Annotated in this window: 19 protein-coding genes and 1 other RNA gene; 4 read left to right on the top strand and 16 right to left on the bottom strand. The window is 66.7% G+C overall.

Annotation, left to right across the window (positions count from 1 at the left end; translation table 11 throughout):
• Positions 1–270: 270 nt before the first annotated feature.
• From rpsO to rimP, 9 genes are all read right to left on the bottom strand, one after another.
• On the bottom strand, positions 271–540 hold the full coding sequence (gene rpsO, locus P0086_RS17635) for a 30S ribosomal protein S15 (protein ID WP_112600475.1): 270 nt from the start codon (positions 538–540) through the stop codon (positions 271–273).
• A gap of 178 nt (positions 541–718) precedes the next feature.
• A complete protein-coding gene (locus P0086_RS17630) occupies positions 719–2,452 on the bottom strand; it encodes a sensor histidine kinase (RefSeq protein WP_275787891.1) in 1,734 nt (577 codons plus the stop codon).
• A gap of 307 nt (positions 2,453–2,759) precedes the next feature.
• Positions 2,760–3,695, bottom strand: a complete 936-nt coding sequence (gene truB, locus P0086_RS17625) for a tRNA pseudouridine(55) synthase TruB (protein ID WP_275787888.1) — start codon at positions 3,693–3,695, stop codon at positions 2,760–2,762.
• 2 nt (positions 3,696–3,697) lie between these two features.
• Positions 3,698–4,108, bottom strand: a complete 411-nt coding sequence (rbfA, locus tag P0086_RS17620; protein ID WP_112600680.1) for a 30S ribosome-binding factor RbfA — start codon at positions 4,106–4,108, stop codon at positions 3,698–3,700.
• 82 nt (positions 4,109–4,190) lie between these two features.
• Positions 4,191–4,724 (bottom strand): YcxB family protein, encoded by a 534-nt coding sequence (locus P0086_RS17615; protein WP_275787884.1) that lies wholly within the window; start codon positions 4,722–4,724, stop codon positions 4,191–4,193.
• An 89-nt stretch (positions 4,725–4,813) separates the two neighbouring features.
• Complete coding sequence (infB, locus tag P0086_RS17610) at positions 4,814–7,459, bottom strand: translation initiation factor IF-2 (RefSeq protein WP_112600681.1); 2,646 nt, start codon at positions 7,457–7,459, stop codon at positions 4,814–4,816.
• A 106-nt stretch (positions 7,460–7,565) separates the two neighbouring features.
• Positions 7,566–8,228: an RNA-binding protein gene (locus tag P0086_RS17605; protein ID WP_275787881.1), complete on the bottom strand. Its 663-nt coding sequence runs from the start codon at positions 8,226–8,228 to the stop codon at positions 7,566–7,568.
• Positions 8,229–8,268: 40 nt separating this feature from the next.
• Entirely contained in the window at positions 8,269–9,876 is a 1,608-nt protein-coding gene (gene nusA / locus P0086_RS17600; protein WP_112600682.1) for a transcription termination factor NusA, read from the bottom strand.
• A gap of 129 nt (positions 9,877–10,005) precedes the next feature.
• Positions 10,006–10,599, bottom strand: a complete 594-nt coding sequence (gene rimP / locus P0086_RS17595) for a ribosome maturation factor RimP (RefSeq protein ID WP_275787876.1) — start codon at positions 10,597–10,599, stop codon at positions 10,006–10,008.
• A gap of 330 nt (positions 10,600–10,929) precedes the next feature.
• Between rimP and P0086_RS17590 the strand changes: the two genes are divergently transcribed.
• Positions 10,930–12,555: an MFS transporter gene (locus tag P0086_RS17590; RefSeq protein ID WP_275787874.1), complete on the top strand. Its 1,626-nt coding sequence runs from the start codon at positions 10,930–10,932 to the stop codon at positions 12,553–12,555.
• Positions 12,556–12,613: 58 nt separating this feature from the next.
• Here the strand turns inward: P0086_RS17590 and P0086_RS17585 are convergent, their stop codons facing one another.
• Together P0086_RS17585 and recR are read right to left on the bottom strand one after the other, a co-directional pair.
• The gene (locus tag P0086_RS17585) at positions 12,614–13,858 is read right to left on the bottom strand and encodes a lytic murein transglycosylase (RefSeq protein WP_275788000.1); all 1,245 of its coding nucleotides are present in this window, start codon (positions 13,856–13,858) and stop codon (positions 12,614–12,616) included.
• Positions 13,859–13,999: 141 nt separating this feature from the next.
• Entirely contained in the window at positions 14,000–14,605 is a 606-nt protein-coding gene (gene recR, locus P0086_RS17580) for a recombination mediator RecR (RefSeq protein WP_275787871.1), read from the bottom strand.
• Positions 14,606–14,831: 226 nt separating this feature from the next.
• Between recR and P0086_RS17575 the strand changes: the two genes are divergently transcribed.
• Positions 14,832–16,661, top strand: coding sequence for a patatin-like phospholipase family protein (locus P0086_RS17575; protein ID WP_275787869.1), 1,830 nt, complete (start codon positions 14,832–14,834; stop codon positions 16,659–16,661).
• A 22-nt stretch (positions 16,662–16,683) separates the two neighbouring features.
• On the opposite strand, the gene P0086_RS17570 is transcribed toward P0086_RS17575, so the two are convergent.
• The 3 genes from P0086_RS17570 to ffs form a co-directional block, all read right to left on the bottom strand.
• The gene (locus P0086_RS17570; protein WP_112594405.1) at positions 16,684–17,007 is read right to left on the bottom strand and encodes a YbaB/EbfC family nucleoid-associated protein; all 324 of its coding nucleotides are present in this window, start codon (positions 17,005–17,007) and stop codon (positions 16,684–16,686) included.
• A gap of 33 nt (positions 17,008–17,040) precedes the next feature.
• Complete coding sequence (locus P0086_RS17565) at positions 17,041–18,918, bottom strand: DNA polymerase III subunit gamma/tau (protein WP_275787866.1); 1,878 nt, start codon at positions 18,916–18,918, stop codon at positions 17,041–17,043.
• Between the two features lie 46 nt (positions 18,919–18,964).
• Positions 18,965–19,062, bottom strand: an RNA gene (gene ffs / locus P0086_RS17560) — signal recognition particle sRNA small type.
• Positions 19,063–19,179: 117 nt separating this feature from the next.
• Between ffs and P0086_RS17555 the strand changes: the two genes are divergently transcribed.
• Positions 19,180–19,590 (top strand): HIT family protein, encoded by a 411-nt coding sequence (locus tag P0086_RS17555; RefSeq protein ID WP_275787863.1) that lies wholly within the window; start codon positions 19,180–19,182, stop codon positions 19,588–19,590.
• On the top strand, positions 19,587–20,561 hold the full coding sequence (gene nudC, locus P0086_RS17550; RefSeq protein WP_112594411.1) for an NAD(+) diphosphatase: 975 nt from the start codon (positions 19,587–19,589) through the stop codon (positions 20,559–20,561). Before P0086_RS17555 ends, nudC begins: the two co-directional genes overlap by 4 nt.
• Positions 20,562–20,594: 33 nt before the next feature.
• Here nudC and P0086_RS17545 read toward each other — a convergent pair whose 3' ends face one another.
• Both P0086_RS17545 and P0086_RS17540 read right to left on the bottom strand, forming a co-directional pair.
• The gene (locus tag P0086_RS17545; RefSeq protein WP_112594695.1) at positions 20,595–21,449 is read right to left on the bottom strand and encodes a prephenate dehydratase; all 855 of its coding nucleotides are present in this window, start codon (positions 21,447–21,449) and stop codon (positions 20,595–20,597) included.
• Between the two features lie 11 nt (positions 21,450–21,460).
• Positions 21,461–22,216 (bottom strand): 3-deoxy-manno-octulosonate cytidylyltransferase, encoded by a 756-nt coding sequence (locus tag P0086_RS17540; RefSeq protein WP_112594412.1) that lies wholly within the window; start codon positions 22,214–22,216, stop codon positions 21,461–21,463.
• Positions 22,217–22,219: the final 3 nt, after the last annotated feature.

The following is a 22,219-nucleotide window of genomic DNA, read 5'->3' as shown; positions in this document are numbered from 1 at the left end:
ATCCGCATGCATGACGCATCATGGGCAAGACAACGGGAGGCTTCGCATTCTGGCCACACCACCCGGCAAACGGCGCTTCCCGCCGCGCCGGATACAGGCGAGCGCCTGAAGCATCCTGCAATCCTGCCCCATGACAGGTCATCGGTTGTTCCGCAGGTCCGGCCCATCCGGCCTGCTGGAGTTTCGAGTTCCGATGTCCGGAACGTCTGCGGAAACAGTCCCGCAGATAGCGCTGACGGGCGTCCCGCGAGGAACGCCCGTCAGAATTGGTTAGCGGCGGATGCCCAGGGCAGCAATCAGCTTGCTGTAGCGGGCTTCGTCCTTCTTCTTGAGGTAGTCAAGAAGCGAGCGGCGGCTGGACACCATCGTCAGAAGGCCACGACGGGAGTGGTTGTCCTTCTTGTGACCCTTGAAGTGTTCCGTCAGGTTGTTGATGCGCTCGGTGAGGATGGCAACCTGGACTTCCGGAGAACCGGTATCGCCTTCGACGGTCGCGTATTCCTTGATCAGCGCAGCCTTGCGCTCGGCAGTGATCGACATCGGATGATCCTTTCTGAAATGGAGGACTTGGGTCGCCAATCGCCGGGATGTCGTCCAGCGATGGCCATGAAGGCAGACGGACCGGGTCCGCGTGCTGGCGCTGCCTATAAACCATTCAACGAGGAAATGGAAGGGCCGTCAGATTGTGCATTCCCGGGCACGGATGCACCGCAGCGCCTCAGCCTTCGCCGTCCGCCCCGTCCCCGGAGGCGAGATCGTTCCGCAACTGCGAGAGCGGGATCCAGACCCGCCATTCGATGCCGTCGGCATGCATCAGCCGTTCCAGCTCGGCCTGCAGCGCCATGCCGAGCATGCGCTCCAGCACGAGGCTGCCGAAACCCTTGCGCTCGGGCCCTTCGGCGGGCGGTTCGATATCGGCGCCACGCTCGCGCCAGACGAGGGCAAGCCGGTCGTCGGCAATCGACCAGGAAAGGTCCACCGTGCCGCGATCATTGGCGAAGGCGCCGTATTTCGAGGCGTTGGTGGCGAGCTCGTGCAGCGCCATGCCAAGCGTCTGGGCGGTCTGGCTGTCGAGGCGGACGGACGGCCCGGCGATGCGCACGCGGGCGGCATCGTCGGGCGTGAAGGGTTTCAGCTGGTTGCGCGCCAGTTCGGCCAGTTCCACGCCCTGGGCGGCATGGGCGATCATCAGGTCGGTGGAGCGGGCCAGTCCGGCGACGCGCTTGCGGAAGGCGTCGGCAAAGGCGGTGGCGGATTCGGCGGTGCCGGCCGACTGGTTCAGCATGGCCTGGATCACCGTCAGCTGGTTCTTCGAGCGATGCGCCACCTCGCGCATCAGGAAGCGCACCTCGTTCTCCGCCCGGACGCGCGCCTCGGCAGCCTCGGAGAGGGCCCGCGAGACGGTGTCGAGCTCGGTGATGACATGGCGGCGCGGCGGCACGCCTTCGCCCATGCCGAGCCGCGTCGCATCGCTCGCCAGGAGCTTGACGTCGCGCGAGACCACCCGGGCGATCAGCATGGCCGCACCGGCGGCAAGGCCGGCGAAGATGGCGCCGCCCGCGGCCAGCCAGACGAAGGAGGAGGTGGCCGGCGCCTGCACGTCGGACGCCTTGGCCCAGGCGACGATGCGCCAGCCGGTGAGCGCCGAGAAATCCGTCACGATCTGGTAGTCGGTGTTGTCGTGCCGGATATTGGCGACGCCGATCCTCAGCGCCGGCACGAGCGGCAGGAAGAACGGCCTGCCGACTGCCGCCGCACCATCGGTGGAAACGATCACGGTGCCGGCATCGTCGACCACCGCCGCGTTCCATCCCGGCGACAGGATCTCCCTGTTCACGACACTGGTGAAGCTCTCGGCGTTCTGCGTGAGCGTCAGCAGCACCTGCTCGCCGGTCGGCAGCGTCACCGGCATGTGGACGTTGAACACCCACTTCTGCGCCGTCTGTCCGAAGAAGATGTTCGAGACGGCGGGCTCGCCGCTGGCAAAGGCCTTGTCGGCGGTCACCCGATCCGGCGTCTCGCCGAGAAAGGTGCCATAGGGCACGCGGGTGTTCAGGCGCTGCCGGTAGTTCCGGTCGATCACCAACAGATAGGAATTCGTTCCGGCCAGCGCCTTTTCCGCCTGCTCCTGCAGGCCGGGCAGGTCGTTGCGCGCCAGTTGCTCGGAGGTGGTGAAGAAGGCGAGCGTGGACAGCATGGAGGTGATCTCCCGCTCCACCACCCGGCTCACGGCGCCGGTGGAGGTCCGCAGCAGCGATTCCTGCACGCGTTCCTGCGCCTCGTTGGCGCGGTTCAGGACGATGGCGGCAAAAATGAAGGCCGGAACGATGGCGAGCAGGATCAGCCAGACCAGGTAGAAGACGACCGGATGACGCATGCGGGCGCGCCAGTCCGCCACTCCCTTGCCGGTCGCGGGTGCCGATACCCGTTCCTTCGTGCCCAAGACCGTCACCCGATCTCCCTTCCACTCCGGCGCGTCCCAAAGCGCGTCGCGAGCCTCCGGGTTCGCTTTCCGCGCTTCAAGTCCCTGGTTTGTCGCATGTCGCTGTCGCAAGACCGCTGTGCACTCGTGCGCGACATGCTTTCGGCGAGCGGCGCCCGGCCGCCGGTGGCGGGCCGGAATCCGTCTGCGGCTCTATTGAGCCCGTGGGGATGCGCGAAATCAAGGCGCAACGTCGATCAATGTTCGACGCGGGAGGAATATCGGCGGTCCGCCGGCACCGATCAAGTCCCGAGCGAATGTGCTGCGGGCAAATTCCTTAGCCGGCGAACACGCGCTTCGGACGGAATTCGCCGCCGCCGACCTCGCCGATCGCCACCAGCCTGCCGCGCGCGGTCGCATAGGCCTCGTCGGCGGAGACCGGGGCATCGCGGCCGCGCAGGATGATCGGGTTGCCCATGCGCAGGCGGTGGGCCTGGTCGTCGTTGACGACGATCTGCGGCAGGTTCGACAGCGCCTCGCCGGTATCGATCAGGAACGCATCGAGCGCTGCGAGCCGCTCGGCCTCGTCCTCGATTTCTTCCAGCGCGGTCAGGTCGGACAGGGGCACCATCGCGTCCTCGCCGAAGGGCGCGACGTAGGTGCGGCGCAGCTCGGAGATGTGGCCGAAGCAACCGAGGTCGCGGCCGAAGTCGCGGGCGAGCGCGCGCACATAGGTGCCCTTGCCGCACTCGACCTCGAACCGGGCGGAATTCACACCCGGGCAGCCGAGAAGGGTCAGGCGATGGATCTCCACCTCGCGCGAGGGGATCTCCACCGTCTCGCCGTCGCGGGCGATGTCATAGGCCCGCTCGCCGTCGATCTTGATCGCCGAGAACTGCGGCGGCACCTGCTGGATCACGCCGGTGTAGCCCGGCAGCAGGGCCTGGATCTCGTCCGCCGCCGGACGCTTGTCAGAGGAACGGGTCACGTCGCCCTCGAGATCGTCGGTCGCGCGCTCCTCGCCCCAGGTGACCGTGAATTCGTAGATCTTCCGCCCGTCCATGACATAGGGGACGGTCTTGGTCGCATCGCCGAGCGCGATCGGCAGCATGCCGGAGGCGAGCGGATCGAGCGTGCCGGCATGGCCGGCCTTCTGGGCCTTGAACAGCCACTTGATCTTGGAGACGGCCTCGGTGGAACCGAAGTCGAACGGCTTGTCGAGGATCAGCCAGCCGGAGACCGTGCGGCCCTTGGGTTTGCGAGGTTTGGACATCGTTATTTCTGTTGTTCTTCGTCGGTGTCGTCGAGGTCGCGTGCGACCTCCGGCGAGCGCAGGAGCTCGTCGATCTTCTTGTAGTTGTCGAAGCTGGTGTCGTCGCGGAAACGCACCTCGGGCATGTATTTCATCTGCCTGAGCTGCGGGCCGAGCCGGCCGCGGATGAACCTGGCATTGCGGTTGAGCGCCTCGATCACGGCCGCGTGGTCGGGCACGCCGAGCGGGGTGACGTAGGCGGTCGCATGCTTCAGGTCGGGCGACATGCGCACCTCGGAAATCGAGATCACGGTCTTCTCGATCAGCGGGTCGCGCACTTCGCCGCGCTGCAGCACCTGGGTGATCGCGGCACGGACCTGTTCGCCGACGCGCAGCATGCGCTGCGAGGGCGCGGAGGACGTTGCTCTGGTCATTGTTCTTCTCTGTTTGCCGACAATCGGCCACGGGGGTCGAACCCATCAAAGGCTGGGCAAATGAACCCTTTTTATGGATACGTCAAGCATTGATCTGTCCATTTCGTAACGCAGCCCGACAGAAGCGAAGAAAGGCGTCATCATCTTCTGCGGAAGAAAAGGCCGAGCGCGGCACCGCAATGTAGTAATCAAGCGAATGTACTATCACGAAATACGCAGGCAATTCGACAAAATCTGAAACCTGTTTCCAGCTCAACACGCTCCTCAAGCCAGTCACCTCACCGACAACAACTTGACCATCTACTTCCATTCGAAGCGGCAAAGATTTCAATAAGTTATTTTGCCGAAAGGAACATGTATATGGAACAATGACGCCAATTATCAATACAATAACAAAAAACAACGTAAAAGAATAATACCCAGAGACCGTTTCACCAATGAAAAATTGAACGAGACCCTGAGCCAAGGGCAGCAGAACTAGGGAAACGACAGCAAGGAACAGGCCATACATGGCAATGACAAAGACATCGAACAACCAAAAGAAAGCTCTTCCGAAGAGGGATCGCTTCCGCCTGTAGGCCTCAAGCTGCCATTTGCTCTGCTTGACGTCCTTCATGGTCCACGGTGCGTCAATATGCCAAGAGCCATCCACCAATCTGGCGGATGGCTCCGGAAGATATTCAGCTCTTACGTTCGACATGCCTCTTACAGCGTGCGCGTCACATGCTCCACGCGGAAGCACTCGATCGTGTCGCCGGCGCGGATGTCCTCGTAATTCTCGAAGGCCATGCCGCACTCCTGGCCGGACTGGACTTCGGAGACCTCGTCCTTGAAGCGCTTGAGCGTCTTGAGCTTGCCTTCGTGGATGACGACGTTGTCGCGCACGAGACGGACGCCCACCCCACGCTCGACCTTGCCTTCCGTGACACGGCAGCCTGCGACCTTGCCGACCTTGGTGATGTTGAACACCTCCAGGATCTCGGCATTGCCGAGGAAGGTCTCGCGCCGTTCCGGCGACAAGAGGCCCGACATCGCCGACTTCACGTCATCCACCAGGTCGTAGATGATGTTGTAGTAGCGGATCTCGATGCCCTGGCGCTCGGCCAGGCTGCGCGCCTGGGCATTCGCACGGACGTTGAAGCCGATGATCGCCGCGTTCGACGCCTCGGCGAGCGAGATGTCGGATTCGGTGATGCCGCCTGCGCCGGAATGGACGATGCGGGCACGGACCTCGTCGGTGCCGAGCTTCTCCAGCGCGCCGGCGATCGCCTCGATCGAGCCCTGCACGTCGCCCTTGATGACCAGCGGGAACTCCTTCATGCCGGAGGTGTGGAGCTGGGTCATCATCTGCTCGAGCGAGCCGCGCGAACCGGACTGGCGGGCAACCTGCTTCTCGCGGGCGAGGCGCTGGCGGTACTCGGAGATCTCGCGGGCGCGGCTCTCGTTCTCGACGACGGCGAACTTGTCGCCCGCAGCCGGCGTGCCGGACAGGCCGAGGACCTCCACCGGGGTGGACGGGCCGGCGGACTTCACGTGCTCGCCCCGGTCGTTGACCAGCGCACGCACGCGACCCCACTGGTCACCGGCGACGATGATCTGGCCGGGCGTCAGCGTGCCCTTCTGGACGAGCACCGTCGCAACCGCACCGCGACCGCGGTCCAGCTCGGCTTCGACGACGACGCCCTCGGCGGTGCGGTCCGGGTTGGCCTTGAGATCGAGGATTTCGGACTGCAGCAGGATCGCCTCGAGCAGCTTGTCGAGGTTGGTGCCGTTCTTGGCCGAGACCTCGACGTCGAGCACCTCGCCGCCCATGGATTCGACGAAGACCTCGTGCTGCAGCAGCTCCGTGCGGACCTTCTGGGCATTGGCCGTCGGCTTGTCGATCTTGTTGATCGCCACGATGATCGGCACGCCGGCCGCCTTGGCGTGGTTGATGGACTCGATCGTCTGCGGCATCACGCTGTCGTCGGCGGCGACGACCAGGATGGCGATGTCGGTCGCCTGCGCACCGCGGGCACGCATGGCGGTGAACGCGGCGTGGCCGGGCGTGTCGATGAAGGTGATCTTGTTGCCGTCCTGCTCGACCTGATAGGCGCCGATGTGCTGGGTGATGCCGCCGGCTTCGCCGGCGACCACGTTGGCATGGCGGATCGCATCGAGAAGCGAGGTCTTGCCGTGGTCGACGTGGCCCATGATGGTGACGATCGGCGGGCGCGGCTGCATCTCGGCGTCGGCGTCGGCGACGTTGAAGATGCCTTCCTCGACGTCGGATTCGGAGACGCGCTTGACGGTGTGACCGAATTCGCCGGCGATGAGCTCGGCCAGGTCGGCGTCGATCAGGTCGCCCGGCTTCATCATCTGACCTTCCTTCATCAGGTACTTGATGACGTCGACGGCGCGTTCGGACATGCGCTGCGACAGTTCCTGAATGGTGATGGTCTCGGGCAGGATGACCTCGCGCGAGATCTTCTCACGCGTTTCCTGCATCATGGAGCGCTTGAACTTCTCCTGGCGGCGGCGGATCGAAGCGAGCGAGCGGCCGCGCTGCGCGCCGTCCTCGTCGGTCGACGCCGTCGTGAGCGTCAGCTTGCCCTGGCGGCGGCCTTCATCGCCCTTGGGGCGGGCCGGAACCTTGGCCGGCTCCGGACGCGTGACCTTGCCGCGCACGGGGGCACCCGCGCCACGCGGGCCACGGCTGTCGTCCTCGTCGATCTCGCGACGGCCGCGCACGCCGGCGGGCGCCGGGGTCGCTGCAGCCGGCGTCGCAGGCCGGGCGACGGCCGGGCGCGGGGCGACGGCGGGCGCGGCTTCCGCGGCTGCGACCGGAGCTGCGGCTTCCGCCTCGACGGTCTCGCCGCGGGCCTCTGCGGCTGCCTTGCGCTCGGCCTCTTCCTTCTCGCGCTGGATGCGGGCTTCTTCCTCGGCCTTGCGGCGGGCCTCTTCCTCGACCTTGCGGCGGGCTTCCTCCTCGGCGCGGCGGCGGGCGTCCTCGGCCTCGCGCACCTGCGCATCGGCGAGCGCGCGGCGACGGGCCTCGACCTCTTCCGGCGAAAGCTGGTTCAGGACGACGCCGACGCGCGGACGCTGCGGCTCGGGACGCGGCGGCGGGGACGGCTGCTGGCGCACGGGCGCCTGCTCGGCCACGCGCGGCGCCGGCGTCACCGGCTGGATCGGCGGCCGCTCGTCCTCGGGGCGCGACGGACGGCGCTTGCGGGTCTCGACCACGACAGCCTTGGTGCGGCCACGGCCCATGTCCTGACGCACGGTACCCTGCTGAACCCCGGAGGGCTTCAGGGTCAGCGTCTTCTTGCCCGCTACGCTGATCGTCTTGTCGTCTTTGTTATCGGTCATTCCGTATCCGTTCCGTTGGATCAGGGTCGGATGCGTATCACCAGACCCTGTCGTTCAATTCCTGTCGATCGACGCGCTTGATGCCGGTTTCGGCCGGTCACCCGCGTCATGACTTTGGCTGGCGAGCGTCGCCCTGCGCCCGGACCGAGCCACCGCCACGGTACTTTTCGAGCATGATTGCGCGCTTCACTACACCCTCACCCGCCTGCCCTGCAAGCGCGCAAGCATGGATAAAAGCATTCTGGCCCAAAAGCCCTTCCATTTCCGCCGCGGTGGCGAAGCGGAAGGAGGGGATCTCCTCATCCTCGTCGGCGGCGTGCATGAAGGCCTTGCGAGCCTGGTCGATCTTGCGCACGCCGTCGGCGGCGGCATCGGCCGCATGGAAGACGGCAAGGGCCGCGCCGCTGCGCACCGCCTTGTCGACATTCATGCCGCCGGTGACGAACTGGCCGGCCTTGCGGGCGAGGTTCATCATGCCGGCGAGCTGGGCGACCAGCAGCCGCTCGACGTCGGCGCCGAGGTCTGCGGAGGCCTTCACGTCCGCCTTCAGCGCCCTGGCGAACGCCTTCTTCGCCACCGCCTTGTCGACGAGCGCGCGCTCGGCCTTCACCCAGCAGCCGCGGCCCGGCAACTGGCGCTTCAGGTCCGGCACGACGCTGCCGTCCGGACCGGCGACGAAACGGATGAGCGCATCGGGATCCCCGCTCTCGCGGGTGACGATGCACATGCGGCCGTTTTCGCCGTCGTCCTTCCTGTTTCTCTCGGGCAACGGCTTCTCCGGCTGCTGCTTTGCGGGAAGAGGACGCCCGTCAGGCGTCCTGCTCCGCACCTTCCACGACCTCGACCGGGGCGTCCTCGGCTGCGAGGTCCTCCTCGGTGATCCAGCCGGCGGCAAGCCGCGCCTGGACGATCATCGCCTCGGCTTCCGCGCGGGAAACCTCGAACTTCGAGAACAGGCCCTCGAACTTCTTCGTCTCGCCGTCCTTGCGCTCCGACCAGCCGACGAGGTCGTCTGCGGCGCAGCCGGCAAAGTCCTCGATCGTCTTGATGCCGTCCTCGCCGAGCGCGACCATCATCTGCGAGGTCATGCCGTCGATCTGGCGCAGCTCGTCGGCGACGCCGAGTTCCTTGCGCTTGGCATCCATCTCGGCTTCGAGGCGCTCGAGGAACTCGCGGGCGCGGGTCTGGATCTCGGTCGCCGTGTCCTCGTCGAAACCGTCGATCGAGGCGATTTCGTCGAGATCGACATAGGCCAGTTCCTCGACGGCGGCGAAGCCCTCGGAGGCCAGCACCTGGCCGACCATTTCGTCGACGTCGAGCGCGTCCATGAACAGCGCGGTGCGCTCGTTGAATTCCTTCTGGCGGCGCTCGCTCTCTTCCTGCTCGGTGAGGATGTCGATATCCCAGCCGGTCAGCTGCGAGGCGAGGCGGACGTTCTGGCCGCGGCGGCCGATGGCGAGCGAGAGCTGCTCGTCCGGAACCACGACCTCGATACGCTCGGCATCTTCATCCAGAACGACCTTGGCGACTTCGGCCGGCTGCAGGGCGTTGACGATGAAGGACGCCGGATCCTGGCTCCACGGGATGATGTCGATCTTCTCGCCCTGCAGTTCGCCGACGACGGCCTGGACGCGGGAGCCGCGCATACCGACGCAGGCGCCGACCGGATCGATCGAGCTATCGTTCGAGATGACGGCGATCTTGGCGCGCGAGCCCGGGTCACGGGCGACCGACTTGATCTGGATGATGCCGTCGTAGATTTCCGGCACTTCCATGGTGAACAGCTTGACCATGAACTGCGGATGGGTGCGCGACAGGAAGATCTGCGGGCCCCGCTGCTCGCGGCGGACGTCGTAGACATAGGCGCGCACGCGGTCGCCGTAGCGCATGTTCTCGCGCGGGATCATCTCGTCGCGGCGGATGATGCCTTCGCCGCGGCCGAGGTCGACGATGACGTTGCCGTATTCGACGCGCTTGACGGTGCCGTTGACGATCTCGCCGACGCGGTCCTTGTATTCGTCGAACTGGCGGTCACGCTCGGCCTCGCGCACCTTCTGCACGATCACCTGCTTGGCGGACTGGGCGGCGATGCGACCGAAATCCATCGGTGGCAGCGGATCGGCCATGAAGTCGCCGATCTTGGCGTCCGGGTTGCGGTCGCGCGCCAGTTCCAGCGGGATCTGGGTGGAGTAGTCTTCGGCGTGCTCGACGACTTCCAGCAGGCGCTGGAGCCGGATCTCGCCGGTCTTGGAATTGATGTCGGCGCGGATGTTCGATTCCGAACCGTAGCGCGAGCGCGCAGCCTTCTGGATGGCGTCGGCCATCGCAGCCAGAACGATTTCGCGGTCGATGACCTTTTCGCGGGCCACGGCATCCGCGATCTGCAGAAGTTCGAGCCGGTTAGCGCTGACTGCCATTGTCTCAAGTCTCCGTTGTGATGCCGGTCGCTACCGCCGGCCAAGGGGAGCGGGCGCGCCGCTCCGGTTCCATCCTCAACGCCGCCCTCGATCGGAACAGGTGTCCGACATGGCGGCGCACTCAATCCATCATTCGCCGTCTTCGTCGTTCTGGTTCGCGGCCTGCGCCTTCGCGGCCTTGTCGGCGCGCAAGGCGTCGCGGATCAGATCGTCGGTCAGGATCAGCTTCGCCTCGGCCAGGGCCGAAAACGGGATCGTCACGGTCGGCGCCTCGCCGTAGGCGGGCTGGTCGCGGTCAACCGTGAAGCCATCGCCATCGGCGGAAACGATCTTGCCGCGGAAGCGCTTGCGGCCGTCGATCAGGATCGACGTCTCGCATTTGACGAGGTGACCCTGCCAGCGGGAAAAGTCCGACTTGCGGACCATCGGCCGATCGATGCCGGGCGACGAAACCTCGAGATGATACGCCTTGTCGATCGGATCCTCAACGTCGAGGACCGGCGAGATCGCCATGGAGACCGCTTCGCAGTCCTCGACCGTCATCGTCCCGTCGTTGCGCTCGCACATGATCTGCAGCGTCATGCCGTGCTGCGAAGACAGGCGAACGCGCACCAGCCGATAGCCGATCTGCTCGATCGTCGGCTCGATGATATCGGCCACGCGCCGGTCGAGACCGGTTTCGACGATCAGCCGCGGTTCGCTCTCAAGTTCCGTCATCGTCACGTCCCTCGCCGTCTGCCCCTCAAGGGATGCGCGGCGGTGCAAGCCCTTGAAAACCGTTGCCGGCAGCGGCCGGTCTCCAAGGCATCGTTCATCATGCGCCCGACCGGGCCAATAAAAAAGAGCGGGTCCGGTGCGGCCCCACTCTTCATCAAACCGATCAAGAATTTGACGCTGATATATACGCCTTCGCCGGCGTTTGCAAGATCGGCGGGCCGGGCAGGGCGGAGAGGCGGAAAAATGCGTGTGCGGCTGCCGGGTTTTCCTTGCCGCCTGCGATGACCTCGCTATCTTGTCTCGCGAACGAAGAACAAGAACGGCGAGACTTCAGCAGTGCCCGATCGCAAATCCCCGCTTGCGCCCTTCAGGCACGACATCTTCCGGCTCATCTGGGGGGCGAGCCTCGTCTCCAACTTCGGCGCCCTGATCCAGTCGGTCGGCGCGGCCTGGATGATGGCCTCGATCTCGAATTCGGCCAACATGGTCGCCTTGGTCCAGGCCTCGACCTCGCTGCCGATCATGCTGTTCTCGCTCGCCTCCGGCGCGCTGGCCGACAGTTTCGACCGCCGCCGCATCATGCTGTCCGCCCAGTGTTTCATGCTGGTGGTCTCCATCTCGCTGACGCTCTGCGCCTGGTACGGGCTGATCACGCCGTGGCTGCTTTTGTTCTTCACCTTTCTGATCGGTTGCGGGACGGCCCTGAACAATCCGGCCTGGCAGGCCTCCGTCGGCGACATGGTGCCCCGCGAGGACCTGCCGGCGGCGGTCGCCCTGAACTCGATGGGCTTCAACATCACCCGCAGCGTCGGCCCGGCGGTCGGCGGCGCGATCGTGGCGGCGGCGGGGGCGGCGGCCGCGTTCGCCGCCAATGCCGGCAGCTATCTCGCGCTGATCTTCGCGCTCTTGCGCTGGAGGCCGGTCGTGCCGGCGAACCCGCTGCCGCGGGAGAGCTTCGGGCGGGCCATCTCGGCCGGTTTCCGCTACGTCTCGATGTCGCCCAACATCGGCAAGGTGCTGCTGCGCGGCTTCGCCTTCGGGCTCTCGTCGAGCGCCATCCTGGCGCTGCTGCCGCTGGTGGCGCGCGACCTGGTCGCCGGCGGGCCGCTGACCTACGGCGTCCTTCTCGGCTGTTTCGGGGTCGGCGCGATCGGCGGCGCGCTCGGCAGCGCCTGGGCGCGCGAGCGGTTTTCCAGCGAAGCCATCGTCCGCATGGCGTTTGCCGGCTTTGCCACGAGCGCGATCATCACCGCCGTCAGCGGCCATGCTGCAATCACCGGCCCAGCGCTGTTCCTGGCCGGCGGCTGTTGGGTGCTGGCGCTGTCGCTGTTCAACACGACGGTGCAGCTGTCGACGCCGCGCTGGGTCGTGGCGCGGGCGCTCTCGCTCTACCAGACCACGACCTTCGGCGGCATTGCCGGCGGCAGCTGGCTCTGGGGCACGGTCGCCGACATGCAGGGGGCCGCGAATGCGCTGCTGTGGGCCGCCGCGGCGATGCTCGCCGGCGGGGCGCTCGGCCTGCGCTATGGCCTGCCGCAATTCGAATCCTTGAACCTCGATCCGCTCAACCGCTTCAGCGAGCCGCAGCTGCCGCTCGACCTCAAGCCGCGCAGCGGGCCGATCGTCATCCTGATCGACTACGAGATCGCCGAGGAGGACATCCAGACCTTCCTGACGGCGATGACGGAGCGCCGGCGCATCCGCATCCGCGACGGGGCCGGCCAGTGGACGCTGATGCGCGACCTGGAGAACCCGACGGTCTGGACGGAGACCTACCACGTGCCGACCTGGATCGAATACGTCCGCCACAACCAGCGGCGCACCCAGGCCGACGCCGAGAACGGCGACCTCCTGCGGGCGCTCCATCGCGGCGCCGAGGCGCCGCGCGTCCACCGGATGATCGAGCGCCAGACGATCCTTCCGACCGAATACGAACGCTACAAGATGGACATGCATCACTGAGGGCGCGGCCGGGCTTCGAAGGCCCGACACGAACGACCCGCAGGCGTCACGGACCGTCTCAGCGTAGCCTGGTCTTCAGCGACGCATCCGGGTAGCAGGTCGGCGCGAGGCCAGATTTCGCCTGCCAGTCGCCGAGCGACCGGCGGGTCTTGTAGCCCGGCAGGCCATCGACCTTGCCGACGTCGTAGCCCTTGGCGACCAGCGCCTTCTGCATGGCGAGGACGTCGGAGCGCAGCATCTTGCCGACGTCGCCCCAGGCGCCGGCGAACGGGCCGCTGCCGAAGGCGATGCGATCGGCGAGATTGCCGATGAAGAGCGCGTAGAGGTCGGAGTTGTTGTATTCCTTGATCACGTAGAAGTTGGGCGTGACGATGAATTCCGGGCCGTGCGTGCCGGCCGGCACCAGCATCATGCCGGATGCGCCCGCCTCGCCGCGGGGAAACGGCTTGCCGGAGATGCGCGCGATGCCGGTCGCCGCCCATTGTCCGATCGGTCGCGCCAGGTCCGGTCCCTCCTGGGCGCAGGAGACCCCGTCCGGAATGCGCACCTCGTAGCCCCAGCCCCGGCCGGCCTCCCAGCCCTTCTTGCGCAGATAGTTGGCAATCGAGGCCAGGCTGTCGGGCACCGAATCCCAGATATCGCGGACGCCGTCGCCGTCGAAATCGACGGCGTATTTCAGGTAGCTCGTCGGCATGAACTGCGGCTGGCCCATCGCGCCGGCCCAGGAGCCCTTGAGCTGGGCGGGCGTGCGGTCGCCGCCGTCGACGATGTGCAGGGCGGCGATCAGTTCGCGCCGGAACATGTCCTTGCGCGTCGACATGAAGGCCTTGGTCGCCAGGACTTCGATCGCCGGGTGCGGGATGTCGGCGCGACCGTAGCCGGATTCGCGGCCCCAGATGGCAAGGATGATCTCGCCGGGAACGCCATAGGCCTGCTCGACCCTGCGAAGCGTCGCGGCATGGGACTTGGCGAGCGTGCGCCCGGAGGCGGCCAGCCCCTGCAGCCGCTTTTCGGAAAAGTAGGCGCCCGGCGAAGAAAACTCCGCCTGGCTCTGCTTCTGTTCCTTCTTCGGCGCCGAACCGGGCGGAACGAGGTCGGGAAGATCCCAGTTCAGGCGGACGCCGTCCAGGGCCGCGTCGAAGGCCTTCTGCGACACCCCGGCCTTGGCGGCCTCCGGCCAGAGATCGTCCCGCAGCCACGCCTGGAACTGGCGCTCGACGTCCGGCTTGCTCTGGGCGGCCACAGGAAGCGGCAGAAGAGCGGCGAGCAGGAGGGCTACGGCGACCGCCGAGCGGCGCAGCATGCCCCCTGCCCTGCCGGGCATCGCCGCCTCGAGGGGTGAGATCGGCAGAGAACGGGCGCCCGGCGCCCCCTCTGGTCTTCCCCCTCGAAGGGGACATGTCACGAAGCGGCGGAGGGGGCTTAAAGATCGCATCCTTCGTCCTCAGATCGTCGTGCGTGCGCGCAGCGCCGCCGTCAGGGTGCCCTCGTCGAGGTAGTCGAGCTCGCCGCCGACGGGCACGCCGTGGGCGAGGCGGGTGATCTTGACGTCCAGCCCCTGGAGCTGGTCGGTGATGTAGTGGGCGGTCGTCTGCCCCTCGACGGTGGCGTTGACGGCGATGATCAGCTCGCGCACGCCGCCTGCCGACACCCGGTTGATCAGGCCGCCGATGTTGAGGTCCTCCGGGCCGACGCCGTCGAGCGGCGACAGCGTGCCGCCGAGAACGTGATAGGCGGCGTTCATCGCGCCCGCGCGCTCCAGCGCCCAGAGGTCGGAGACGTCCTCGACGACGATGATCACCGACTGGTCGCGGCGCTCGTCGGTGCAGACCGTGCAGGGATCGATGGTGTCGACATTGCCGCAGCAGGAGCAGATCCTGACCTTGCGATGCGCCTCGCCCATCGCGTCGGCCAGCGGCCCGAGCAGCTGGTCCTTCTTCTTGACGAGGTGGAGGGCGGCGCGCCGGGCGGACCGCGGCCCGAGCCCCGGCACCTTTGCCAAAAGCTGGATGAGTTTTTCGATTTCGGGGCCGGTGACTCGTTTTGCCATGGGCGGTTTCTACCCCATATCCCCGGCGAACGGAAACCTGGAAGGCGTGGTCGCGGGATGAAAATTGGCGGCCGGTCACGATGGCCGGATCTGCTCCCGACGTTCGGCAGTTCCATCGTCCGCTCGGGCTGAGCGTAGACGAAGGAAGCTGATAGACTAACACAAGCCAACGTGTATCATGTGCATGTACAATCTATGGTAGGCAATCCGGTCCGGAGGAGCCCGCATGGTCGACAGCAGCGCAGTGCACCCCTTTGCCAATCCGCCGAAGAAATGCGACCTGATCATGAAGGGCGGCATCACGTCCGGCGTCGTCTTTCCCCAGGCCATCTGCGAGCTTGCCCGCGAATACCGCTTCGTCTGCATCGGCGGCACGTCCGCCGGCGCGATCGGCGCCGTCATGGCGGCGGCGGCGGAATACTGCCGCCGGAAGAACATCGACGACCCGGCCAAGCAGGGCGCCGGCTTCGACCGGATCGCCGCCATGCCCGCCGCGCTTGCCGCGAACCTGCCGACCTTCTTCCAGCCGTCGCAGGAGACCAGGCCGCTGTTCGACATCGGCATGGCGGCGATCCGCACCCAAGGCAGCAAGGCCCGGGCGGCGCTGCGCCAGACCCTCTGGGTGTTCCGGCGAGAGGCGCTGAAGGGCGCCATCCTCGGGCTGCTGGTCCTTGCGGTCTCGATCGCCACCGACAACATTGCGGGCCTGCTACTCGGACTGCTGCTGGCGCTGATGGGTGCGGCGGCCGTGGTCGGCCATGCGCTCTACAAGGCCGTGACCATCACCATTCCGCAGCATGACTTCGGCCTTTGCAGCGGCCTCACCCAGCCGAACAACAGCAAGCCCGGCTTCACCGACTGGATCGCCGGCGAGATCCAGGCCGTCGCCGGACGGAAGACGACGGACGATCCGCTCACGATCGGGGATCTGGACGAGGAGGACATCCAGGTCGCGAGCGTCACCACCGACCTCTCGTCGCGCCGGCCCTACGAACTGCCCTTCGGTTCGGACGTGTTCTGCTTCCGCAGGTCCGAATTCGAGCTCCTGTTCCCCGACTGGATCATGAACTACCTCCTCCGGGTCAGCCGCGAACTTCCGGTGGTGGCCTATGGCGGTGCCCGCGACTTCTACCAGCTTCCGGAAAAGAAGGCGCTGCCGGTGGCGATGATCGCGCGGATGAGCCTCAGCTTTCCCGGCCTCATTCGCGCCGTTCCGCTCTATCGCTATGATCAGTCGCTCTTGACGAGCGGGGAGAAACTGCAGCTTGCGCCGGTGCGCTGCCTGTTCTCGGACGGCGGCATCACCAGCAACTTCCCGATCCACCTGTTCGACAGCCTGCTGCCGGGCCGTCCGACCTTCGGCATCTCGCTCGCAAGCTACGACCCGAAGCGGCACGATCGCCGCGTGCACATGCCGAACACCCGGGAGGGCGGCGCCGACGACACCGACCGGACGCCGATCCTGCCGGTGGGCGGACTGCTCGGCTTCGTCTCCGCCATCCTGTCCACCGCCCGCAACTGGCAGGATACGCTGCAGAGCCAGCTGCACGGCTACAGCGAGCGCATCGTGGAAATCCGCCTGGACGACAGCAAGGAGGGCGGCCTGAACCTCGACATGGACGAACGGACCATCAAGACGCTGACCGACCTCGGCAAGGAGGCGGGCGGCACGATCCGGCAGAACTTCCACTTCAACGAACATCGCTGGCGGCGCGCCGCCACGGCGCTTCCGACCCTGGCGCAGTCGCTGCGGAAGCTGCACGAACGCTACGGTGCGGCGCCGGGTCCGGATCTCAACGACCTCGACCCGGACGTGCTGGACTATGCGGCCATCCTCTCCTCCTACCAGCCGACCGCCTTTGTCGACCGGCCGATGGTGACGCGGGAGAGGCTGAAGGCCTTGGCAGAGAAGCTCGCCGCGATCGGCGCGAAGATCCCCAAGGAGGCGGAGGCGAGCGCCACGACGCAGAAGGCCAACCTGCGCATCACCGCCAGCATGGAGACCAGCGCGCCCGCGCCGCCGGTCGAGCCGGCGGCGGCCCCGCGCAAGAGCTGACCGCGGCCGGCCGGCTGAGACATCAGAACGGCAGCTTGAAGCCCGGGGGGATCGGCAGGCCGGCGGTCAGCGCCTTGGTCTTTTCGGCGGCCAGCGCCTCGGCCTTGTCCTTGGCATCCTTGTGGGCGGCGACGATGAGGTCCTCGAGGATCTCGACGTCATCTTCCTTGAAGAGCGAGGGATCGACCTTCAGGCCGCGCATGCCGCCCTTGCCGTCGAGCGTGACCGTGACGAGGCCGCCGCCGGAGGTGCCGTCGACGGTCAGCGCCGCGATCTCCTCCTGCAACTGCTCCATCTTGGCCTGCATTTCCTTGACCTTGCCCATCATGCCCATGATGTCGCGCATCGGCCGCTCCTTTTCGTCGTTCTCGTCATGCTCTTAGAATTCGATGTCGTCGCCGGGCAGGATGTCGCCTTCGGCCGATTCGGCGGCCGCGGCCACTTCGACGGTCTCGCTCTCCACCTCCGGCGCCTTGATGCGCACGTCGGTGATCCTGGCGCCCGGAAAGCGCTGCAGGATGGCGGCGACGTCGGGATCCTGCCTGGCATCGGCGACGCGCTCCTCCTGCGCCTTCACCTCGGCTTCGGCGAGCGTCGGGCCCGTCGCCTCGCGCGAGACGATGACCATCCAGCGGATGCCGGTCCATTCCTCGAGGCGGCGCTGCAGGTCGCCGACCAGCGCTTTCGGCGCGTCGTCGCCAAGGCCGATCTCGGCGCGCCCCGGCTCGAACCGGCCCGGGCGGACGAAGTTGCGCAACAGCGCCCGCAGGCGGATGTCCCGGTTCTTCGTGCAGAGATCGGAAATGTCTTCCAGCGAACGCACCGGGACCTTCGGCTGCGGTGCGGCCTCGGCCGGCTCTGTGTGCGGCACGGCCTGCGCGGACGGCTGCTGCTGCGTCTCCTCGGACGGAACCGGGCGCAGCATGGTGGCGCCGCCGCCGCTGCGCATCACCGGCTGGTCGGGGCCGCGGCCGACTGCGGCGACGGGACCCGACGCCTGCGGCGCGCTCGAATAGCCGGAACCGGACGGCGCGCGCTGGCCGTTGCCGCCGCCGATGCCCGCACCGGCGGACAGCTCAGCCAGCCTTCGCGCCGCATCCTCGGGAGAGGGCAGATGGGCGGCATGCGCCAGCCGGATCAGCACCATTTCGGCAGCACCCGCGGGGCGGCTCGAGGCTTCGGTCTCCGGGATACCCTTCAGCAGCATCTGCCAGATGCGCGATAGCGCGCTGACGGCGACGCTCTGCGAAAGCTCGGCCCCGCGCACCCGCTCGATCTCGCTCAGCGACTGGTCGCCTGCCGCATCCGGCACATATTTCATGCGGGTGACGAGGTGGGTGAAATCGGCCAGGTCGGTCAGGACGACGGGCGGACTGGCGCCGGCCTCGTACTGTGCGGCGAATTCGGCAAGAGCGGCTGCGACGTCGCCGCGGACGATGTGGCCGAAGAGATCGACGATGCGGGCCCGGTCGGCAAGGCCCAGCATGGAGCGCACCGCCGACGCCTCGACCACGCCGCCGCCATGGGCGATTGCCTGGTCGAGCAGCGACAGGCCGTCGCGGGCCGAGCCCTCGGCCGCGCGGGCGATCATCGCGAGCGCATCCGGCTCGGCCTGCACGCCTTCCTTCTGAAGGATCGTGGAGAACAGGCCGACGAGGTCGGTGGCGGCGATGCGGCGCAGATCGAAGCGCTGGCAGCGCGACAGGACGGTGATCGGAACCTTGCGGATCTCGGTGGTGGCGAAGATGAACTTCACATGCTCCGGCGGCTCCTCGAGCGTCTTCAGCAGGCCGTTGAAGGCCTGCGTCGAGAGCATGTGCACCTCGTCGATGATGTAGACCTTGTAGCGCGCGGAGACCGGCCGGTAGCGCACCTGCTCGATGATCTCGCGGATGTCGTCGATGCCGGTATGGGAGGCCGCGTCCATCTCGATGACGTCGACGTGGCGGCCTTCCATGATCGCCTGGCAATGCTCCCCGGGGACCTTGAGGTCGATCGTCGGGCGGTCGATGTCGGCGGTCTTGTAGTTGAGGGCGCGGGCGAGAATGCGGGCGGTCGTCGTCTTGCCGACCCCGCGAACGCCGGTGAGCATGTAGGCCTGGGCGATGCGGCCGGTCTCGAAGGCGTTGGTGAGCGTGCGGACCATCGGCTCCTGGCCGACCATGAGGTCCGTGAAATCCTTGGGACGATACTTGCGCGCCAGAACCCGGTATGCGGCGGGCCTATCACCTGACGGAAGTGGAGTGTCGTCGCTCATCGCCCCTGCCGTATCGCCTGAAATTCGCGTCCCGACAGGACGTTGGGTGGGAGGCTGGCACGATGACCCGTGCCGGGGCTCGTTAGGGCTGCTTCCTTCCGGACCTGACCCGGTTGGCGAGTGGCTCGTCCACCACCAACCTCCCGGCTTTCATATCGGCAATAATGGATCAGAATGCAAGCAGGCATGCCAAAAAACTGTTGGTGCCGGCCCCAAGCCGTGGCATGAGTCAGGGTGAGGAGCAACATGGGAGCGACGGACTTGACCCCATTCGAGGCTGACGCGCGGCTGGCTCGGGACAGCGAACTCCTGACGCGGATCGGACTTTGCGAGCTGCGGCTGATGAAGGATGCGCGCTGGCCTTGGCTGGTGCTCGTGCCGCAGCGGACGGACGTCTGCGAGATGTTCGACCTCACGCCCCTCGACCAGACGATGCTGACCTTCGAGGTCAATCTCGTTGCCGATGCCCTGAAGCGGACCACCGGCGCCACCAAAATCAATGTCGGCGCGCTCGGCAACATCGTCAGGCAGTTGCACGTCCACGTGATCGCCCGCAGCGAGGGCGACCCGAACTGGCCAGGACCTGTCTGGGGCTTCGGCAGTGCCGAGGCCTGGGGCGACGCCGACAAGACCGCGTTCACGACCAAGCTGCTGGAACATCTCGACTCATGACATCTTCGATCTTCGACCTGCACCTGCCGCATGCCGAACCCAGCACCATGGTCGCCTTTGCCGAGAACAGCCTGGACAGGCGCTCGGAGTATCGGGCCGACGACTGCGTGGAGCGGGCCTTCGCGGCCGAGGGCGTGCATGCCTTCGCCTTTGCCGGCGGCAAGCTCGTCGTCAAGCACGACGAGAAGATCATCGATCCGTTGTTTGCGCCTTACGAGCTTGCCGGGCTGGACCCGATCGTCGAGGAGACGATCCTGCTCGGCTACCTGAAAAACGGCGAACCGCGGGTGGCGGTGCCGGTCCGCGCCGATCCGGACACGCTGCACGAGCCGCTCAGGGCTGCCGACGGGCGCACGCTCTACCGCCAGCAGATGCTGGACGACGACCTGCTCGGCCAGTTCGCGCAGGCCTCGGCGCTTCTGACCTGGAACGGCAACAACCGGTTCTGCGGTAGGTGCGGCGCGCCGAACCGGATGGAGATCGGCGGCTATCGCCGGGTGTGCACGGCCTGCGGCCACCAGACCTTTCCGCGCACCGATCCGGTCGTCATCATGCTGGCGATCGACCTGGAGCGGGATCGCTGCCTGCTCGGGCGCTCGCCGCATTTTCCGCCGGGCATGTATTCCTGCCTCGCCGGCTTCGTCGAGCCGGGCGAGACGATCGAGCATGCGGTCCGCCGCGAGACGCTGGAGGAGTCCGGCATCCGGCTCGGGCGCGTGCGTTACCACGCCTCCCAGCCCTGGCCGATGCCGCATTCGATGATGATCGGCTGCTATGCGGAGGCGAAATCGTTCGAGATCCATCGCGACGAGCAGGAACTGGAGGACTGCCGCTGGTTCAGCCGCGCGGAGACCGTGGAGATGCTGGCCCGCACGGCCGTCACCGACCCTGTCACCGGCGCCATCACCTCGCCGCCGAAGGGGGCGATCGCCCACCGGCTCATGCGCGACTGGCTCGACTGGCCCGCCTGAACCGGCCCGCCTGAACGGCGGCCGGCGGGGCAGTTACATGTTCAGACGCATCGGATGCGCCCGGTAGGCGCCGAGGATGCGGACCTTCTCGGAGAAGAAGCGAAGTTCCTCCAGCGCGCGGCGCACGTTGGCGTCGTCGGGGTGGCCTTCGATGTCGGCGTAGAACTGCGTGGCAAAGAACTTGCCGCCGATCTGGTAGCTCTCCAGCTTCGTCATGTTGATGCCGTTGGTCGCAAAACCGCCGAGCGCCTTGTAGAGGGCTGCCGGGATGTTGCGGACGTTGAAGACGAAGGTGGTGACGATGACGTCATCCGGAGCCTTTCGGGCGGGCACGTCCTCCTCGCGGGCGAGGACGACGAAGCGGGTGACATTGCTTTCCGAATCCTCGACGTTCTCGGCGATGATCTCGAGTCCATAGAGATCGGCCGCCAGGCGCGGGGCCAGCGCCGCCATGCTGCGGTCGCCGCTCTCGGCGACGAGCTTGGCGGCACCGGCGGTATCGCCGGCGATCACCGGCTTCCAGCCGTTCATCCGCACGATCCGGCGGCACTGGCCGAGCGCATGGATATGGCTGTGGACGGTGCGGATCTCGTCCTTCGTCACGCCCGGCAGGACCATCAGCTGGAAGCGGATCGGCATGAAATACTCGCCGACGATGTGGAGCCGCGATTCCGGCAGCAGGTGATGGATGTCGGCGACGCGCCCGGCGAGCGTGTTCTCGATCGGGATCATCGCAAGGTCCGCCTCGCCGTTTTCGACCGCGAGGAAGGCTTCCTCGAAGGTCTGGCACGGCAGCGGTTCCATCTGCGGGAACATGTCCCGGCAGGCCATGTCGGAGTTCGCGCCGAACTCGCCCTGAAAGGCGATCCTGTTGTTCTTCTGTATCATGGGGCCGTCCATCAGCGGGGCGCGACCGAGAGCATCCGGCGGGCCTTTTCGAGATCGGCGGGAGTATCGACACCGAGGGGAACGGTGTCAACGATCTCGGCATCGATGCGCAGGCCCGCCTCCAGCGCACGCAACTGCTCCAGCGATTCCCGCTTTTCCAGCGTCGACGGCGGCAGCGCGACGAAGGTCTCCAGCGCCTTCCGGCGATAGGCATAGAGGCCGATGTGATGGTAGAGCGGACCTGCGCCGTAGGGGGCCGTCGCGCGGGTGAAGTAGAGGGCGCGCAGGCGGCTCTGGCCGATCGGCGAGCCCACGACCTTCACCACGTTGGGGTTCACCTTCTCCTCCGGATCGGTGATCTCGGTCGTGAGCGTGGCGATATCGGTTGCGGGATCGGAAAGCGGGTTCAGCGCGGCGAGGATCGTGGCCGGATCGATCGTCGGCAGGTCGCCCTGGACGTTGATGATCACCTGCGCCAGGCGATCGGGGTCGCATTTCAGCAGCGCTTCATGGATCCGGTCGGAGCCGGACTGGTGCTCGACCCTGGTCATGACCACCTCGAAGCCGGCCGCGGCGACGGCATCGAAGGTGTCCTGATGGTCGACGGCGACCACGACACGGCCGGCGCCCGATTCGGCGGCACGCCGGGCGACCTGCACGATCATCGGCGCGCCTGCGATATCGGCGAGCGGCTTTCCGGGCAGGCGGGTCGAGGCCATGCGCGCCGGAATCAGCACAAGCGTCTCTTCAAACTTCGGGGATTTCATGCT

The organism is Mycoplana sp. MJR14 (assembly GCF_029210525.1).
Taxonomy (GTDB): Bacteria; Pseudomonadota; Alphaproteobacteria; order Rhizobiales; family Rhizobiaceae; genus Mycoplana.
This window is presented reverse-complemented; position numbering and strand designations above follow the sequence as displayed.

Bases quoted from the DNA above. Each gene is read 5' to 3' on its own strand.
- rpsO (WP_112600475.1), bottom strand. From the start codon at position 540: ATGTCGATCACTGCCGAGCGCAAGGCTGCGCTGATCAAGGAATACGCG.
- truB (WP_275787888.1), bottom strand. From the start codon at position 3,695: ATGTCCAAACCTCGCAAACCCAAGGGCCGCACGGTCTCCGGCTGGCTG.
- rbfA (WP_112600680.1), bottom strand. From the start codon at position 4,108: ATGACCAGAGCAACGTCCTCCGCGCCCTCGCAGCGCATGCTGCGCGTC.
- P0086_RS17615 (WP_275787884.1), bottom strand. From the start codon at position 4,724: ATGAAGGACGTCAAGCAGAGCAAATGGCAGCTTGAGGCCTACAGGCGG.
- infB (WP_112600681.1), bottom strand. From the start codon at position 7,459: ATGACCGATAACAAAGACGACAAGACGATCAGCGTAGCGGGCAAGAAG.
- nusA (WP_112600682.1), bottom strand. From the start codon at position 9,876: ATGGCAGTCAGCGCTAACCGGCTCGAACTTCTGCAGATCGCGGATGCC.
- P0086_RS17585 (WP_275788000.1), bottom strand. From the start codon at position 13,858: ATGCTGCGCCGCTCGGCGGTCGCCGTAGCCCTCCTGCTCGCCGCTCTT.
- recR (WP_275787871.1), bottom strand. From the start codon at position 14,605: ATGGCAAAACGAGTCACCGGCCCCGAAATCGAAAAACTCATCCAGCTT.
- P0086_RS17575 (WP_275787869.1), top strand. From the start codon at position 14,832: ATGGTCGACAGCAGCGCAGTGCACCCCTTTGCCAATCCGCCGAAGAAA.
- P0086_RS17570 (WP_112594405.1), bottom strand. From the start codon at position 17,007: ATGCGCGACATCATGGGCATGATGGGCAAGGTCAAGGAAATGCAGGCC.
- P0086_RS17565 (WP_275787866.1), bottom strand. From the start codon at position 18,918: ATGAGCGACGACACTCCACTTCCGTCAGGTGATAGGCCCGCCGCATAC.
- nudC (WP_112594411.1), top strand. From the start codon at position 19,587: ATGACATCTTCGATCTTCGACCTGCACCTGCCGCATGCCGAACCCAGC.
- P0086_RS17545 (WP_112594695.1), bottom strand. From the start codon at position 21,449: ATGATACAGAAGAACAACAGGATCGCCTTTCAGGGCGAGTTCGGCGCG.
- P0086_RS17540 (WP_112594412.1), bottom strand. From the start codon at position 22,216: ATGAAATCCCCGAAGTTTGAAGAGACGCTTGTGCTGATTCCGGCGCGC.